Origin of the sequence: Anabaena catenula FACHB-362 (genome assembly GCF_014698735.1) — a bacterium.
Taxonomy (GTDB): domain Bacteria; phylum Cyanobacteriota; class Cyanobacteriia; order Cyanobacteriales; family Nostocaceae; genus Anabaena; species Anabaena variabilis_A.
Map to the genome: position 1 here is coordinate 75,864 of NZ_JACJTQ010000021.1, position 14,452 is coordinate 90,315.

Genomic DNA, 14,452 nt, shown 5'->3' on the forward strand with positions numbered 1-14,452 from the left:
ATGAGGATTAAAAATCTGGTTGGATTAACAGTTGCCCTTTTGATCTTATCTGCTACTATTGCTATAGCCCAACCCAAGCCAAGTAACTCACCCCAACTTGTACCTAATCCAGTAGTTTCGACTCAGCAGCAAAAGGAACTGGAAAAATTACAGCAAGAGAAAGAGATCCGCGATAGAGTTCAGGAAGAAGTAGATCGGGCTTTTAGTAGAACTACAACCATACTGAATATCTTGTTGGTTGTGCTGACTTTGTTACCAATCTTGGCTGCGGCTGGTGTTTGGCTATTACGTCGTAGTGTCATTAGCGAATTAGTAGCGGAGACAAAACAGCAATTAACGACAGAAGTAGAAACACAATTAAAGAAAGAAGTAGCAGCAGAACTGCAAAAACAAACAGCAGCTTTTAAACAAGAATTAGAAACTTTAAAATTAGACTTTATTGAGCAATTATCAGAATTAAAAAATCTTTTTTTAGACGCTCAAAATCAAAAAGAAAAAATTTTACAAGAATTATCAGAACTTACGCCTTCACCAGCATTAATTCAAGATTATATCCATCCAGAAATTCAGCAAAAAATTCAAGATTTGACCACTCAATTAGAAAATCTGAAAGCTGGAAATCCGCAGCTATTTTTTAGTAATAATGATTATTTAAAGCAAGGTGACGCGTTCTATGCTGAAAGTCGATATACAGAGGCATTACCTTTTTATGATTTAGTAGTTCAAAAAGAACCTGATTCTTATGCAGCCTGGATTAATCGCGGTTGGACACTCAGAAAATTGCACAAATATGAAGAAGCAATCATCTCTTTTGAAAAAGGCATATTCCTAAAATCAGATGAATATATAGCTTGGCATGGTCTTGGTAATGCTTTGAGAAATTTAGGACGATATGATGAGGCTATATCTGCATATAATAAAGCCCTAGAAATTCGTCCTGATTATGCTTGGTCTTGGCATCATATAGCACGCTGTTATTCCTTGCTGGGTAATTATGATTTAGCTTTAGACAATCTCCAAAAAGCAGTTAATTTAAAACCAGAAAAGCATAAACAATTAGCTAAAAATAATCCAGAATTTGATGCACTTAAAGACGATAAACGGTTTAAAAAATTGATTGAACAGTAGCAAAAGCGGCGAACGACTAAAAGTCGGGGCTATATAAAGAAAGTCTGCACAGGCGGATTAAAAACATCAAAAAAGTATTTAGCCTGCGGAGGTAGGCTTATTTCTTGTAGCCCCAAGCTTCTAATCTGAGGTCATCTTTACAAATATAGCCGTGGACAGGGTGGTTAGGACATCAATTGATAATGAAACTCTCACTACAAGAGGGTTTTACTCCTGACTCCTGACTCCTGACTCCTGACTCCTGCTATATTTTTGCAACAACAACCCTAACTTCTCCTTAGTAGCTGCCGGTGCTTTATCTAAATTCGTCAAAATCGCATACTTTAACGCCGAATGTGCATCACTAGAAGGCGGATTTTCACTTAACCGCTTCACAGTCTCTTGAATTACTTTTTGAGCATTTAGCGCATTGCGTTGCAAATTACCAATCACCATCTCTACTGTCACACTATCATGGTCTGGATGCCAACAATCATAATCAGTCACCAGCGCCAAAGTTGCATAAGCAATTTCCGCTTCTCTGGCTAACTTGGCTTCAGGTAAATTTGTCATCCCAATTACCGTTGCACCCCAACTACGATAAAGATTCGATTCCGCCTTTGTAGAAAAAGCCGGCCCTTCCATACACACGTAGGTACCGCCACGGTGTAGACTCACATCTGGTAAATTTAAAGAAGCTATCGCATCAGCCACCACACTAGCCAAATTTTTACAAATCGGCTCACCAAAAGCGATATGTGCCACAATTCCTTCACCAAAAAACGTAGAAATTCGATTTTTTGTCCTGTCAATAAACTGATCTGGTACTACCATATCTAGTGGTTTCGCCACTTCTTTCAAAGAACCAACTGCACTAGCTGAAATTAAGTACTCCACACCCAATTGCTTCATTGCATAAATATTAGCGCGAAATGGCAACTCGGAAGGTGAAAGCGTATGATTACGACCATGACGAGCTAAAAAAGCAACTCTAGTTTTTCCTAGTGTACCTAAAATCAAAGCATCTGATGGTGAACCAAAGGGAGTCTGTACCTCTAATTCTTCCACATCTTTAAGGCTCTCCATTTTGTATAAACCACTGCCACCTATAATACCTATTTGTGCTATTGTCATACTATCAAGTTTGTTAATTCTTAAAGTGCTAAGTTATTTTACCGAAAATTTGCAGAGTACAAAGTTACCCAGTAGTAATTAGCTAATTTTTTTTGTTTAAGTAAAGCTACCAATGGCAACTTAGTCAAATTTTGTTATTGTGCAATTAATAAGTATGAAAATTATATTAAGCAGTGGTAAAAAATATGCAATTTACAGATAAATCACCCCAAATTAACTTAGAGGCGATCTTGGAACGCATATTTAGTAATCGCCGAATTACACGTCAAGATCAATATATAATGATGTCTAACCTTTTACATGAAGAAGGTTTAAGCGATCATGATATGAAGCAAATTAATAAAGTATTTGATGCCTTAAAGAGAGGACTAATTAAGGTAGTAGATTAAGAGGATGAATGCACAAGTCTCAATTCATACTACCTGGGGCAGAATTTAAAATTCAAAATTTACAATTGACAATTTAAAAAGCAGATTACACAAGCTTTTCAGGAATTTTTAAGTAGTTCCGTGGGTTTAAGTCCCCCAGTTCTATAAATAAGCAAGTTTTGTGTTGGGGTTAAATCCCCATTACGAATTACGTTGGCGGTAGCCTGCCGTAGGCACTATTACAAATTACGAATTATTTTAACTCTCCTCAATCTCCTGTACCCAAAATCTCTCAACTTTCGCTAAATTAGAAAAAGGTACACTTAAAGGAATTTTCAATGTCAGCACAACTGTTACTGGTAGATGATGAACCAGGATTGCGGGAAGCCGTGAAAGAGTATTTGCAAGAAAGCGGTTTCAGTGTTCAAACTGCCAGTAACGCCCGTGAAGGTTGGGACTTGATGCAGCAAAATACACCAGATTTGGTGATTTCTGATATCATGATGCCCCAAGTAGATGGTTATCAGTTTCTTAAACAACTGCGAGATGACCCCCGCTTTCAAGCAATGCCTGTAGTATTTTTAACTGCTAAAGGCATGACAGGCGATCGCATTCAAGGCTATCAAGCTGGTGTTGACGCTTATCTACCCAAGCCCTTCGATCCTGATGAATTAGTGGCAATTATCGAAAACTTGCTGATCCGTCGCTCTGCTCAAGCACCAGCAGCAAGTGAAGATGGAGAAAACATGGATATTGCCAAATTAGCCCAGGAAATTTCCAAAATTAAAGATTTGTTAAGTCCCCGAACAGCAATTTCTTACTCCCCACCGCCGTTCAAAATCGATTTGACTCCCAGAGAGCAAAGCGTTTTAAACTTAGTAGCAGAAGGATTGATGAATAAAGAAATCGCTCGACGCTTAGAAACCAGCGTTCGCAATGTCGAAAAATATGTCAGCCGTTTATTTAGTAAGACCGGCACTAATAGTCGTACAGAGTTAGTTCGTTTTGCTTTAGAACATGGACTGGCTAATTAAACTTCTTTCAAGGCACATCGCTCCCCTGTAATTTAAATCTGCAACTTAGTAAGTCGGAAAAAAGTGACCAGCTGTCAGGGTTGATCTGTGGGGCGCAACGAATAGTCATAGGGTAAATACAGCTGGTCAGTTTTATTGTTTCTCTCTACTAGATATGTAATATCGTGTTCGGCTAAAGACTTATCATTAAGGAACCGCAGAGGAAAAAGAGTTTACCGATTTTTGCACAGATACGGGAATTAGCGCTAATCAACCAGACATGATGTAAAACATTAGTACAGAAATATTGTCTGCTCTCCAAAAAAATCTTGCCCGACTTCGTTATTTGCAAGTCTCGAAAAAATATTATTTTTGACAATAGAGCTTGATTTTCTTGATAATTTTTGTACTCCGTATCCGTTTTTAACCCAAAAAAACTTTGTTTTTGGCGTTACGGTTTGATCAAAAAATTGGGAAGATGCACCCTGCGAAGTTTGCTAACAATAGATAATATGTGGGTTCTTATCATTGAAGCGGAACCCTCCTAATGTTGAAATTTATCGGAAAATAAACTTTCAACAACCCTAACCTAAATTTGAAGCAAGGGATGACTGCCTTAAGTAGACATCCATGTATGTTGGTAGTGCACTATTATTAAGGGCTGATGTAGATACTTGCTTGAACTTCCCTTAGGTGATCTTCTCACTTGTATCTGTAGAGTCTGATTATACAAGCTGACTAGTAATGATAGCAAATAGGTAGGGGACAACGTAAATAAATTTACTATTTGATGCCCGAATCAGAATTTGCTACTTCTCAAAAGTACAGCTTTAGTTATTGGCTATTATCAGCAAAGTTCCGTAAGCGCATCAGTTGACGTCTCATTTGAGGCGAGGCTTTGAACTCAGAAACCTCCTGCGCTTTTACAGACGCTTGTAGTGTCTCCAAAAAGTCGTCAGATCCCTCAGTTAGCGCATCTAGTAGCACCTGCAAAAGTTGTTCCCGATCGCCCAATAGACTTTTTTCTTCAATCAACCGGAATTTGAGATGAATTTCGCATTCATAAACACCCACTTCGAGATTATTTATTTGGCGTGGTAATGCTTTGGAGTTCATAGTCTGAGGATTCCTTTACTTGGTGTTCATGCGAGTGAGAAACTAGATATCCGGAAAAAAACTCTTTATATTTTTTTGAATACAAAGAAGTATTTGAATTAAGAATTTTTTCTTATACATCACATTTGCATTCGATTTAACTCCCCCTGCTTTTGTTCCAGCTATATTTTCGGCTCAGTTTTGATGATCCTGTGTTAGTTATCGCATATGTTACTCATAAACTATTATTCAGTTTTTAAGATTCCATACAATAAAGTTTCTGTAAGAACTTGCCAGACCTTTTTAAAAGTTTTTACATCAACTTTATCTAAACGTCAATAACAGTTTTACTTATCATGAATTTTTAAGTATATATACTTAAGCATAAACGCTGAGTTTTGTCATTTGATTAGAGCTATATGTCATTTTGGCTATTATAAGTACAATTACTAGATGTACGCTTTTTTCTCAGTAAATTTATTGAGACTAAATCGGTAAAGTTATGAATTGTAAAAATTTCTTTCTGGAGAATCACATACATACTGAATTAAGTTATTTTAGCCCAGAATTTTACCAAATAGGATAGCAAGTTTTAAAGATTACTAGCAGCACTGAGAAGGCATCAGCCAAAAAGAAAAATTCTTGTTTCTTCCCCCTGTCAATACTGCTCGCTTTGTAGATATTTAACTCAGAGTTGGAACTTGAGAACAGGTTACTGGTAATAAATTTCTTTTAAAGGTATGACACTTTTGTAAGTTAATTGTCATACCTGTATCCCTTAAGGAAGGCATAGGTGATGGCTTACGCTGCCGTCAAGGATATATAAAACTCAAATACCGACAGACTTTCAACCCTGCCGCCTGTTAAGAATTAAGACTTCCCTGATATATACTGGAGGAAAAGGCTTGGAACCTTGTTAATTTTTTCTTTCAGTTGAACTGAAGCACTAGCTGCACAACCTGCTTCAATCGTTTAGTTTTCTGTCCCTAGCAGCAATCGCCCCAGACAGTATGTTGATAAATGCAAACTAAATATTTCCCAAAATTCGTGAAAACTGCAATCACAGCTTGTAAGTTGGAGGAATTAAGCCCAAGCACAGCAGTTAAAATGATTGCAGTGTAATTAACCGAAATCTTACACCTTTTTATGGATAACCCGATGCTGCTCAAGTCTACAACCCGCCATATTCGCATTTTTGCGGCTGAAATGGACAAAGATGAACTAGTTCCTAGTAATCAGGTGTTGACCTTAGATGTTGACCCAGACAATGAATTTAACTGGAATGAAGATGCTCTGCAAAAAGTTTATCGCAAGTTTGATGAACTAGTAGAAGCCTCCAGTGGTGTAGACCTAACAGATTATAACTTGCGTCGTATTGGGTCAGACTTGGAGCATTATCTGCGATCGCTTCTGCAAAAAGGCGAAATTAGCTACAATCTCTCTAGCCGCGTTACTAACTACAGCATGGGACTACCCCAAGTTGCAGCTAACTCAAATCAATAAGGGGAATAATTATTGTTGGTGATTTATAAATTTTGTAACTCACCAACAATTTAGGGACTAACCAAAGTGAGAATCCCTAGTCCCTAGTAAACAGCAGACTGAAGGGCTGGGTAAGGGTGCTGCAAGGAACATCCAACTTCCCTGCCTTTTCAGCCCCTTCCATCTTCCCAAGTCAAGCTTTGCTGACAGGGTGAAATTTAGTTACTTTGATGGTAGAAAGTCCCAGAGCAATAGAAGCTATGATGAGGCTGTAGGGTTGACTTAGGAGTATGCTATTGGGATAAGTGAAGTAGTAATAAGTATTAGCAACGACTGCTAGTCACCAGCTAAAATCACAATCCAAAGTTGGATGTGTTGAGGACGAAAACATAAGCGGTCTAAATTGCCGCAGCAAATACTGTTGAAGAAATTGCCAATCGCTGATCGGTGCGACAAATATGGAAAATGACGCGGCAACGCTCTACTGCCCAAATGAATATTGTCAAGCTGCTAACCCCCTGACACACAAGTTTTGCCAGCGATGTTCCACACCACTACCCAAGCGTTACTTGTGGGCTGTGGGGGATAATTTAAGTCTGGGTAGTCCTGGAGAAATTTTAGCCGATCGCTATCTAGTCATTGGTCAATCTATTATTTTTGATCTCAAGCCTGGTTTACTACCCCAAATACCTGAACTAGATAATTTCCAGAAAATTAAAGCCTATCTCAAACTAATTCCCTACCGCTTACACATACCGCAAATATATGGGGTGTTAACTGTAAATAAAGAACAATTGCAGCCAGAAATATTACTTCTGGAAAAACCGCCTCTGTTAGTTGATAGTATAAGCTCTCAAGTACATCTGTGCAGCGAGTTAACCACTGTTTGGGGTGAAGCCTCATCAATCCGGCAAATTAATTGGCTCTGGCAATTAGCTCATTTGTGGCAACCTCTTTTAACCGAAGGAGTAGCTTCCAGCTTATTAGATGCCAATTTATTGCGAGTTGAAGGGGCATTAGTGCGGTTACTGGAGTTGCATTTGGATTCAGAACCAGCACCAACATTGTCACAATTGGGAGAATTTTGGCAATCACTGCTGAAGGATGCCAAGCCAGCCATAGCTGAATTTATCAAACAAATTAGTGATGCTCTAATTCAGGGCAAAATCAACTCATCTGAGCAATTAATTACAGTTCTAGATCAAGGACTAGCACAATTAGGGACAGGTGGCACTGGACGCACTTCTCCAGCACAAACCACCATTAAAATTGTCACCCAAACTAACACAGGCCCTAGTCGTCAACGTAATGAAGATGCTTGTTACCCCCCTACTGGTGTCGTTGTCAGTAAACCACCACAGCAAAACGCCTTAGCTATTGTCTGTGACGGTATTGGTGGACATGAAGGAGGTAACATAGCATCAACTTTAGCCATTGAAACCATTCAGCAACAGGTAATCGAACTAACCTCAGTTCCTTATGAAAACATCGATCCCTTACTGCTACTGAATGATTTGGAACAGGCTGTAGCACTCGTTAATGATAAAATTAGCCAGCGCAATGACACGGAACATCGTCAAGGGCGACAACGGATGGGAACCACCTTGGTAATGGCTTTGCCCATTGCCCACGAAATGTATATCACCCATATTGGTGATAGTCGTGCCTATTGGATTACGCGCCAAGGTTGTTATCAAGTTACCCTAGATGATGATGTGGCTTCCCGCGAAGTGCGGTTAGGGTATGCTGTATACCGCGAAGCATTACAACATAGTGGTTCTGGCTCTTTGGTGCAAGCTTTAGGGATGAGCAAAAGCGCTTCATTGCATCCCACCTCCCAAAGGTTTATTCTTGATGAAGATGCCGTTTTTCTACTCACCTCCGATGGTTTGAGTGATTTTGACCGCGTAGAAGAATATTGGGAAACAGAAATTTTACCTATTCTTTCTGGCGATACAAATATAGAAGATGTTGCCCAGCGACTTATAGAAATCGCTAATACCAAAAATGGACACGATAATGTCACCATCGCTTTATTACATTATCAAGTCCAATACTCCGAACCCAATTTTACGCTCAACGCGGACATTCCTGCTATTTCCTCTAGCAAAACGGTAGATTTGACACAAAAAATCACAAACGGCACAGTTTTGGAAAACTCTCACCAGCAAACTCAAGTCATTCCAGAAACCAAGCCGACTCGCACGTCTCAATTACCGCTACAGTTGCTAGTTCTTCTGGGGGTACTTTTAGCATCTGGTTCACTGGGATATTGGATCAAAATCCAACGGCAGCTACCACCTCCGATTGCTAATCCAGTAAATCCATCTGTAAACCCACAACCAACAAACCTGGAAAACCAGCAAGATTTCTCGCCACCAGTTAATCAACCACCTGCACCTTAGTGAACAATACCTTTTCGGTATCCCACACTATCTTATAATGCAGGTGATAAACGAATAAAAAATTACCAGGTAAAAATTTCTGCCTGGACTAAGTTTATTGTTAATTATTTGTTCTTAAAGTTTAGTTTCTTGAATCCATGTCCTGCCTGAATCTGGCGATCGCCCGTCTGGTAAATACTGGCACTGATAACTTCGCTATTTGGGTGGTTAAAGCTCCCTATCCCAGTGGTTATGTTTTGCGTGACTGTGTTTTTTCTACTGAACTTAGTCAAATTTGGCAAGAATGGCAACAGATGTTTGCTGGTCATAATCCCTTGGATATTGTTTCATTGCCGACATTACCAGGAGTAAATACATTACCCATTGATTTTAATTTACCGGTGGTCGGTCAATCCACCAGTCCTTACAGTAGTCGTTTGATGCAATACCTGGGCATCAGTTTATGGCGTTGGGTATTCGATGGGTCAATTCTTGGTAGTCTAGAACGTAGTCGTGGTATTGCTATGGGACAGAATAAACGGTTGCGCTTTCGCTTAGAAATTCGTGACCCTGATCTCATTGCTCTGCCTTGGGAAATTATGCAGCGTGAACCTGGCCAATCGGCAATATCTCTTTCCCAAGACATTTTATTCAGTCGCACTACTAGTGAAGTTGAACCTCTGCCAAATTTGCGAACCGATCCAGCTTTAAATGTTTTATTGGTTTTAGGACATGATGACAATCTGCAATTAGAACAAGAAGCGGCTATTCTCGAAAAAATATTGTCAGATAGTAGTCCATTAGGAAAAAATGCTTACGCGCCTTGTATGGTGAAGACACTCTTGCAACCCACTCCACAACAGTTAATTCAAGAGTTAGAAACCAAAGCCTACAATGTCTTTTTTTTCGCTGGCCACGGTCTACCTGCTCCAGATGGTGGTTTATTATTTTTGGGGTCAGATATGACCCTCAATGGTATAGAATTAGCGCAAGTATTAACACGTACAGGTGTCAAGTTGGGGGTCTTTAATGCCTGCTGGGGGGCGCAACCAGCGAAAATTAATCAACAAGTCATACCCGCCAGTAGTTTAGCAGAAGTACTCATCCGTCATGGTGTACCTGCGGTATTAGCAATGCGGGATAAAATCGCTGACCAAGAAAGTCACAGTTTTATTCAAGCTTTTACAGAAGCATTGCGATCGCGTAAACCAATTGATGAAGCAATGGCAGCAGCAAGGCAAGAACTGTTAACAGTATATAAGTTCAATCAACCGGCTTGGACATTACCAGTTCTCTACCTGCATCCAGATTTTAATGGTGACTTGATTAAGAGTGTTGATGAAGGAATTACAGAATTACCAGATACTGCTATATCTGGACTTGGTTCCCCAAAAACCACAGCATCATTGCGATCGCTCTCACCAGAAGGTAAAACTTGGTTATTGCGTTCTGGTGTCACCCGTATTGGTCGCACTAAGGATAATGATATTGTCATCCCTGAACTCTATATTTCCAAACGCCATGCCGAAATTTTATGCCGAAATACTCTCACTGGTACTACATCAGTGCAAACTTACTACCTGCAAGATTTATCAACTTATGGTACAACTTGGTGTTTAGGTCCAAATGGCTGGCAACAAATCCTCCGAGAAGAAGTGCCTCTAAGATCGGGAATGCAATTAAAGTTTGGCAACGCTAAAGGTGAAACCTGGGAATTCTTAATTAAAAATTCCTAAAGGAATAATTTCAACCGGAAAATTTCTGTTCTCGGCATTGGGTTCAATCCACTACTTTTGATATAGAGAAACAATCATTGTTTTTTGCGGAAATTTGATTCTTCAAGTTGTAGCTGTCAACAAGGCTAATCAATTAATTGTGAGGTGAAACATGATTAATAAAATCAATGGTTTAGATATCGGCTCTGTTTTTCCATCTTCAGTAGATTTAGATTTATTAGAAGCACTACTACAACCTGAAGATGCTACTTATCCCTGGAATCCCGCTGATGAAGGATCAGAAGCTTATTTTTCCCAACTAGAGCAGCAGTTTGAGTGTCAGGATTTACTAGCAGAAGACCTGACTACCAGAGCGGAGAATTTTTATCACCATCTAGATGACATTTGGTCTCAAGTTGCCCATTCTCAAATTGACCATGATCAACAGCCATCTAATCGTCTTCAATCCGCTTTACATAGGGCTTTTTCTACCTCTGTACCCTCAAATTGGCTAAATGCCATCGCCCAAAAAGCTGCGGAAATTATCACTTTAGAACAATCTGCTAGTGATAAACTAGTGGAATGTGTGCAAGCTTTACTACCAAATTGGGGAACAGATGATCTGCTAGTCTTAGCTCGTCCTTTTGCCTATGCCATGCGAAGTAACGAACAACAAAACTTGGTATTTGTCACCAAAAATATTGAAAATCGAGAGTGGACAAGTTTATCAGAAATAGAACAAGCAAAAGTTAGTTTAGCAATCGCTGACTATGCCTTCAAACAACTCTCTAGCTTGCAGACTGAATCCTAAATTTTTCTCTCATCACTGGGCTGAGATCAAATTAAGTCGATAGTTATTTTCAACTCTTTGTAGTTCTGTTTTTCTGTGTATTAAAGTCGCTGGCTGAATTTTCATTTTTTATTCATATTTGGTTCAGCATAAAATACGTATAAACTGATTACCATCATTGGCCTATTTAATACCAATTTGACAAATGATGCCGACAGATATAAAACTCCAAAGCTGAGGCGGTAAGTCTTTGACAATCCCTTCAGATTAAGCACTCACTTATGGAGGAAAGCGCTGGTTCTGGGCGCTGCTTTACTAAAATCTAAGTCTAACATCTAAGCTGGTATAACCTAAGGCATAGAAAATCATTAAGCTGACACTTGTGAGGGACTGGGGAGATGAGGAGATGGGAAGATTTTTAGATTTTAGATTTTAGATGGGAGTTAATTAAATACAATCCAAAATCCGAAATTCAAAATCGAATCACCAATCACCAATGACCCCAGAAATGTTTTATTTTGGTTCGAGAAAGCGAGTTGCAAAATTTTGCGATCGCGTTGGAGATAATGCCCTTGCTTTCAGAATTGCTGCCATCAAAAAAGCGTAAGATAAAACACCAACTACCACCAACAGCAAAGCATTGATTGAACCTGTAGCATTCCACAAAGCATGAAGTGCGGAAGCGCTTAAATACCCAACAGAGAGAATCTGCCAACTCATCAGCGGCTTAAGAACAGCTAAACCAATAAAATAGCCCAAGTATCCACTGTAAGCCATATGTCCGGCGACAGAGCCTAAAATTCGCGGAATCAGTAGCTGCAAACCCACCAACTGACCTGCACCTACCCCTGCTTGTTGGGTGACATTTTGGGTGATCACAGGCACATATTGACCTAGAGTTTCCAGTAAAGTAAAACCCACCGCCGAAGCAGTTCCTAGCAAAATACCATCTAGTGGTTCCCAAACGCCGATCCGTTCGCGCCAAGGTGATGGCAATGAGTTACCTATGAAATAAGCGCCTAATACTGGCAATGCCTTTAGTAATTCCTCCATTAACCCAGCACCAAAAAACATCCGCACCAGCAATTCTGTGAAGGTGATTGACTCTTGAGATGAGGGCAAACTTCCAGGAAGGATAACGCGAAATACAAAGATCAGAAAATCTAATACAGGACTAAGCAAAATCAGCGTTGTACTCAATGCCATAGAGATGAGTACCCACCAAGGTTTCGGTTTCCCACAAAGTTGGTACACAAAGTAGTAAGCAGCAAAGGCAATGTAAGACCCAACAATCAATTGATTTGCTTGGGGATTGCCTACCGTAGCAAACATCAGCACGACAAATACTACTGTCAGGATTCCCGGTACTAAGTAAGCTTTTCGTGTTAAATCTTTCCCAGTGGAAATAATTGGAAACAGTTGTGTGAAGCTAACTGAATCATGCTGTGATGGCGATTGTTTATTTTTAGCAGATGGTAGTGCCTTCCCGTGGTTAGCTGACATCACAGTTGGTTGAGAGGGAAATTCATACTCAAAAATGAATTGCGGACCATCTGCACCTAGAGAAATGCGATCGCCTGGGTGCAATTCCTGAGAACCTTGCAACAGTTGTCCATTTAACAAAGTTCCATTGGCACTATTCAAATCACAAATCACCCAGCTGAATCTGCTATCTGGAGATAACGAAAGGGGTCGAACCACCGCATGACGACGAGATACCATCCGGTACATCATGGCATCCAAGACAACTTGGCAGCTGGGGTCACGTCCAATGACCATCTCTTTAGTGGGAAGCAGTGAGTAGCGGGATTCTGACCCAGAAGTTACTCCATTACTAGACACTAGCCGCAGAAATGCATTATGTCTTGCGTTGTTGCCTGTCATCGAGTTAGTGAGTGTGTCTATACAAATTCTGTGGCTTACGCCACCCTAAGCTATCAAATTTTTTGGTAGTAGATTTAACCTTAGTCAGATCAACAGCCACAGCTATTGCTAAATACACTATAGCTTCACTAACCGTCGCTTCGCTCCAATTCAAAATACAAAATTAAAAATTCAAAACAAAGAAAGTCACAAATGTACAATATTAGTTGTTTTACTCCTGACCCAGAAGCAGGAAAGATTTCTCATTTTCTAGTCAGGGGAACCAATAAAATATTCCCTTCCATATCAGTAGAGGATTACTATATCTATGTTCAAAAAAACAAAAAACATTGATACAATAAATGTTTTATATTGGGATATAAAGCAAACTATATTCAATATTCTATGTTTATCTATGAGGTTAATCCAAAATCTAAAATCGATTTACTAAAACAGATTAAATTCTGCCATTGCTGAGGCAAAATTTTTGTTTTCATGTCCTGAACGACTAAGTTTAATCAGAGAAAAACGTTGTAAAGGTGTTAAAGCAAACCATTGTTGTAACGTAATAGTAACACCCATTTCTTGTGCTTTCTCTTGAAGGCTAGGTGGTATAGTTGTAGCATCCATCCAAGGGGGAAGTGATTCAATAGGTAATTGGGCAGGTGGTTTACCTGTAAGTTCTAAAATTAATTTTTGTAGATACTCTTGGTAAGATTGAATCTCTATTGCTGTTAAGCAGGGTAATTCGACTAAAGCTTTACGTTCTGCTAGATTCATCTGGTTCCACTCAGATAATCTGAGTTTGATCCCACAGGTATCTAATTTGTAACGTACTTGCATCGGTATGCAACGTAGATTATCAACAAATTCTGTTTCAAATTCAAATAACTTGGACATAAAATTCAAACCTGTTCTAATGTTCTTTTCCAGAATTGTTACTCCGAATTATAAAATAACTAATTGATAGGGAAAGAATAGCAATACCTAAACCTATAATTTCTATACCTTCAGTTACTTTTAAATCAAGAATAATAATTTTGCGAGCAATTGCAATTAAAGAAGTAACAATAACTAATTCAACTTGTAAAACGTGCTTTTTTAGGTACCCTGTAATATTTTCTAATATTTCCAAAGCAATCAGAACATTTAGAAATAATCCAAACGTTTTAAACAATGCCTGACTAAAACTGCCTTCTGCTGGGGAAAGTATCTCCTTAGCTATAAAAATTGTTAAATCAGCCAGTGTCGCAAAAATTACTATTACCATCAGTAGAGATAGCAATTTTGAAACTATGACCTCCACAATTTCGATGAGGTGCATGAAGTTTTTATCGCTGGTAAGTTCTATCAATTGTTTGATTAGTTTACTCATTTGAAGTACCCTGTTTAAAATCAACTAAAAAACTATCAATATAAAAGAAAAATCCTCTAGATTTATCTACAGGATAAGAAAGGCTATTTATACTATCTAAGTAAACCACATTGACTGATTATAAAA

12 protein-coding genes are annotated in these 14,452 nt (G+C 39.1%); 7 read left to right on the forward strand and 5 right to left on the reverse strand.

Annotation, left to right across the window (positions count from 1 at the left end; all coding sequences use genetic code 11):
• Positions 1-1,128 carry a tetratricopeptide repeat protein gene (locus tag H6G68_RS14865; protein WP_190907336.1) on the forward strand — a complete coding sequence of 376 codons (1,128 nt, stop codon included), beginning with the start codon at positions 1-3 and terminating at the stop codon, positions 1,126-1,128.
• Positions 1,129-1,335: 207 nt separating this feature from the next.
• Here the strand turns inward: H6G68_RS14865 and H6G68_RS14870 are convergent, their stop codons facing one another.
• Positions 1,336-2,241, reverse strand: a complete 906-nt coding sequence (locus H6G68_RS14870; protein ID WP_190907337.1) for an S-methyl-5'-thioadenosine phosphorylase — start codon at positions 2,239-2,241, stop codon at positions 1,336-1,338.
• Positions 2,242-2,426: 185 nt separating this feature from the next.
• Here H6G68_RS14870 and H6G68_RS14875 point away from each other — a divergent pair, with 185 nt between their 5' ends.
• Both H6G68_RS14875 and H6G68_RS14880 read left to right on the forward strand, forming a co-directional pair.
• The gene (locus H6G68_RS14875) at positions 2,427-2,630 is read left to right on the forward strand and encodes a hypothetical protein (protein ID WP_190907338.1); all 204 of its coding nucleotides are present in this window, start codon (positions 2,427-2,429) and stop codon (positions 2,628-2,630) included.
• Positions 2,631-2,947: 317 nt separating this feature from the next.
• Positions 2,948-3,643: a response regulator transcription factor gene (locus H6G68_RS14880; protein ID WP_190719914.1), complete on the forward strand. Its 696-nt coding sequence runs from the start codon at positions 2,948-2,950 to the stop codon at positions 3,641-3,643.
• An 813-nt stretch (positions 3,644-4,456) separates the two neighbouring features.
• Here H6G68_RS14880 and H6G68_RS14885 read toward each other — a convergent pair.
• Positions 4,457-4,738 (reverse strand): Npun_R1517 family heterocyst differentiation transcriptional regulator, encoded by a 282-nt coding sequence (locus H6G68_RS14885; RefSeq protein WP_016948939.1) that lies wholly within the window; start codon positions 4,736-4,738, stop codon positions 4,457-4,459.
• Positions 4,739-5,863: 1,125 nt separating this feature from the next.
• On the opposite strand from H6G68_RS14885, the gene ndhM reads away from it, so the two are divergent.
• From ndhM to H6G68_RS14905, 4 genes are all read left to right on the forward strand, one after another.
• Positions 5,864-6,220 (forward strand): NAD(P)H-quinone oxidoreductase subunit M, encoded by a 357-nt coding sequence (gene ndhM / locus H6G68_RS14890; protein WP_127051843.1) that lies wholly within the window; start codon positions 5,864-5,866, stop codon positions 6,218-6,220.
• 437 nt (positions 6,221-6,657) lie between these two features.
• The gene (locus H6G68_RS14895) at positions 6,658-8,604 is read left to right on the forward strand and encodes a protein phosphatase 2C domain-containing protein (RefSeq protein ID WP_190907339.1); all 1,947 of its coding nucleotides are present in this window, start codon (positions 6,658-6,660) and stop codon (positions 8,602-8,604) included.
• 137 nt (positions 8,605-8,741) lie between these two features.
• Entirely contained in the window at positions 8,742-10,319 is a 1,578-nt protein-coding gene (locus H6G68_RS14900; RefSeq protein ID WP_190907340.1) for a CHAT domain-containing protein, read from the forward strand.
• 151 nt (positions 10,320-10,470) lie between these two features.
• Positions 10,471-11,109, forward strand: coding sequence for a hypothetical protein (locus tag H6G68_RS14905; protein WP_190907341.1), 639 nt, complete (start codon positions 10,471-10,473; stop codon positions 11,107-11,109).
• A gap of 492 nt (positions 11,110-11,601) precedes the next feature.
• Here H6G68_RS14905 and H6G68_RS14910 read toward each other — a convergent pair whose 3' ends face one another.
• From H6G68_RS14910 to H6G68_RS14920, 3 genes are all read right to left on the reverse strand, one after another.
• A complete protein-coding gene (locus H6G68_RS14910; RefSeq protein ID WP_127051839.1) occupies positions 11,602-12,972 on the reverse strand; it encodes a PrsW family glutamic-type intramembrane protease in 1,371 nt (456 codons plus the stop codon).
• Positions 12,973-13,398: 426 nt separating this feature from the next.
• A complete protein-coding gene (locus tag H6G68_RS14915; protein WP_190907342.1) occupies positions 13,399-13,851 on the reverse strand; it encodes a nitrate reductase associated protein in 453 nt (150 codons plus the stop codon).
• A gap of 16 nt (positions 13,852-13,867) precedes the next feature.
• On the reverse strand, positions 13,868-14,326 hold the full coding sequence (locus tag H6G68_RS14920) for a phosphate-starvation-inducible PsiE family protein (protein ID WP_190907343.1): 459 nt from the start codon (positions 14,324-14,326) through the stop codon (positions 13,868-13,870).
• Positions 14,327-14,452: the final 126 nt, after the last annotated feature.

Excerpts from the sequence above, each read along its gene's own strand:
- H6G68_RS14895 (WP_190907339.1), top strand. The coding sequence starts at position 6,658 with ATGGAAAATGACGCGGCAACGCTCTACTGCCCAAATGAATATTGTCAA.
- H6G68_RS14870 (WP_190907337.1), bottom strand. The coding sequence starts at position 2,241 with ATGACAATAGCACAAATAGGTATTATAGGTGGCAGTGGTTTATACAAA.
- H6G68_RS14905 (WP_190907341.1), top strand. The coding sequence starts at position 10,471 with ATGATTAATAAAATCAATGGTTTAGATATCGGCTCTGTTTTTCCATCT.
- H6G68_RS14875 (WP_190907338.1), top strand. The coding sequence starts at position 2,427 with ATGCAATTTACAGATAAATCACCCCAAATTAACTTAGAGGCGATCTTG.
- H6G68_RS14885 (WP_016948939.1), bottom strand. The coding sequence starts at position 4,738 with ATGAACTCCAAAGCATTACCACGCCAAATAAATAATCTCGAAGTGGGT.
- H6G68_RS14915 (WP_190907342.1), bottom strand. The coding sequence starts at position 13,851 with ATGTCCAAGTTATTTGAATTTGAAACAGAATTTGTTGATAATCTACGT.
- ndhM (WP_127051843.1), top strand. The coding sequence starts at position 5,864 with ATGGATAACCCGATGCTGCTCAAGTCTACAACCCGCCATATTCGCATT.
- H6G68_RS14910 (WP_127051839.1), bottom strand. The coding sequence starts at position 12,972 with ATGACAGGCAACAACGCAAGACATAATGCATTTCTGCGGCTAGTGTCT.
- H6G68_RS14900 (WP_190907340.1), top strand. The coding sequence starts at position 8,742 with ATGTCCTGCCTGAATCTGGCGATCGCCCGTCTGGTAAATACTGGCACT.
- H6G68_RS14865 (WP_190907336.1), top strand. The coding sequence starts at position 1 with ATGAGGATTAAAAATCTGGTTGGATTAACAGTTGCCCTTTTGATCTTA.
- H6G68_RS14880 (WP_190719914.1), top strand. The coding sequence starts at position 2,948 with ATGTCAGCACAACTGTTACTGGTAGATGATGAACCAGGATTGCGGGAA.
- H6G68_RS14920 (WP_190907343.1), bottom strand. The coding sequence starts at position 14,326 with ATGAGTAAACTAATCAAACAATTGATAGAACTTACCAGCGATAAAAAC.